The organism is Vibrio sp. 10N.222.46.A1 (genome assembly GCF_041473595.1).
Lineage (GTDB): Bacteria > Pseudomonadota > Gammaproteobacteria > Enterobacterales > Vibrionaceae > Vibrio > Vibrio tasmaniensis_A.
The window spans coordinates 1-2,216 of the sequence record NZ_JBFRSN010000739.1 but is presented as its reverse complement, the minus strand read 5'-3'; the positions used below and the strand labels follow the sequence as shown (position 1 = coordinate 2,216).

The window sequence follows — 2,216 nt, the reverse complement described above, 5'->3', positions numbered from 1 at the left end:
CCTTGATTACCTTCTTGTACATTTTCCTGATTCTGGCTTTATAGCTCTCTTCAAACTGTTGTGAATCGATAACAGAGCGAACACCTTTAACCCCTTCAAACTCAGCTTCCATCTCAATTAAGCTACTCAATTTTTTGCTTTGACGAGAGCGATGGATAAGGAAGTAAAGTAGCAAAGCGCTCCATGAAGCAATCAGTATTAAGGTCATGTAAATATCTCCTTCACTGCTTGTTCTAAACCAAAGAATTTTGCGCGTTCATAAATCACAGAACGAGTCGATAAACCGGGTGTTCTGAACTCACCTTCCATTTTTCCATCTTTGAAATTTGAAGTCGCTTCGTAACGAAAAATGTCTTCCATCACCACGCTATCCCCTTCCATCCCGATAATTTCAGAAATGTACATCACCTTGCGGCTACCATCGTGGAGGCGCTTAACTTGAACGATAAGGTCTACTGCACTAACGATGGTTCTACGTATTGCGGATATCGGCAGACTGGCTGTTGCCATCATTACCATGCTCTCAGTACGAGCAATGGCATCACGCGGTGTATTGGCGTGCAATGTCGACATAGATCCATCATGCCCTGTATTCATCGCTTGAAGCATTTCAAAGGCTTCACCACCACGACACTCACCAACAATAATTCTGTCCGGGCGCATACGAAGGGCATTAATCACAAGGTCTCGAGCGGTGATTTCTCCTGTTCCTTCAACGCTAGCTTGTCGAGTTTCAAGCCTAACAATATGAGGTTTTTGTAGCTGTAGTTCCGCAGCATCTTCAATAGTAACAATACGTTCAGTTTCGCCAATGAAGCCAGATAATGCGTTCAATAACGTTGTTTTACCTGAACCAGTACCACCGGAGATCAATATGTTGCACTTGCAATGGCTCGCAATGGACAAAAGCTTAGCCATTTCGACAGACATCGCACCAAACTCAGCAAGATTCTCAAGCCTAATTTTTTGCTCTTTGAATTTACGAATCGAGATAGAGGTACCGTCTATCGCTAACGGGGGGATCACAATATTTACACGGCTCCCATCCATTAAACGAGCATCACAAAGGGGTTTTGATTCATCGATACGACGACCCACATTTGATGCGATTCGCTTAGCGATGGTGTTCAGTTGTTTTTCGTTAACAAATTGAATGGGTGATTGTTCAACCTTGCCATTGATTTCTATGAAGATATCCGAAGGACCGTTGATCATGATATCCGATATATCATCGTTATCGACTAAAGCTTGCAGGGGCCCAAGGCCTTTCAACTCATCGAGTAACGCTTTGACTAAGTCGACACGTTTCAATGAGCTGACTTGCAGCTGCTTCTTATCGATCAATATATTAACCGAGTCTTTGAGTTGTTCTTCTAGCTCTTGATTACTAATTTCAACAAGCGTAGCGGCATCTAGAGCATCAAAGATCTCATCTCGAAGCTGGATGTAAATTTCTTTTAATTGATTCATTTTCTAAACAAACTGAAACGTGATTTAGTTTTAATTTTCTTGCCTGTCAACGTGGCAACCATAGTTAGAACGGCAGTGGCAGACTTAGATTTAAGCAACTCATTAATACCTTGCTGTACCACGATTTTTTCTAGCGACGGCTCGTACATGAAATCAATACTATCTTTGGCTTTGATTCTCTCTTTCGCACTCGCGAGTGTCATCATGAAGTCTTTCGCTGGCCGATTAAGGTTGAAGATGATTTGGTGTTCAGATTTCCCGATCTTCTTCTTCAAAGAGTTATAAGAACGCAGTGAAGAAACCGAAGGTTCGCAGACAATAAAGATGCGATGGTACTTATCTGATAACTCCTGATCATGCATCTCTTCATAGCAAGATAAGGGCGCCGAATCTATGATAAAGTTATATTGATCAATGAGTTGATTGGAAAGGTTGTACAATGTAGATGCGTGATCAGTAAGGCAAGCAACATTTTTCTCTAGTACCAAGTAATCAAGCTTATCTTTCACACCATGTACATAGGTCTTAGCTATCGCACTGTCGATATCGATCTGATTCAAATCTATACTGTTGTGCTTGGCTTTCAAGCCTTTTACACCTATATAAATGTCACTATTTAGTGCTCCTGAATCATGATCCACCAAGAGTGTCTTTAGATTTGCTTGCTCTGCTAAGGAGTGTGCTAAAACAGAACTTACGCAAGATACTCCAATGCCACCTTTGGTACCCAAAACTAATATACGTTT

The 2,216-nt window shown here is 41.5% G+C and carries 1 protein-coding gene and 2 pseudogenes; all 3 read right to left on the bottom strand.

Features of this window, described 5'->3' with window-relative positions; all coding sequences use genetic code 11:
* A pseudogene (locus tag AB4496_RS19445) lies at window positions 1-208 on the bottom strand (pilus assembly protein TadB); the annotation flags it as partial.
* Window positions 205-1,470 (bottom strand): CpaF family protein, encoded by a 1,266-nt coding sequence (locus AB4496_RS19440; RefSeq protein ID WP_009845561.1) that lies wholly within the window; start codon window positions 1,468-1,470, stop codon window positions 205-207. The gene AB4496_RS19440 and the pseudogene AB4496_RS19445, both read right to left, overlap by 4 nt.
* Window positions 1,467-2,216: pseudogene (locus tag AB4496_RS19435) on the bottom strand (CpaE family protein); the annotation flags it as partial. The pseudogene AB4496_RS19435 and the gene AB4496_RS19440, both read right to left, overlap by 4 nt.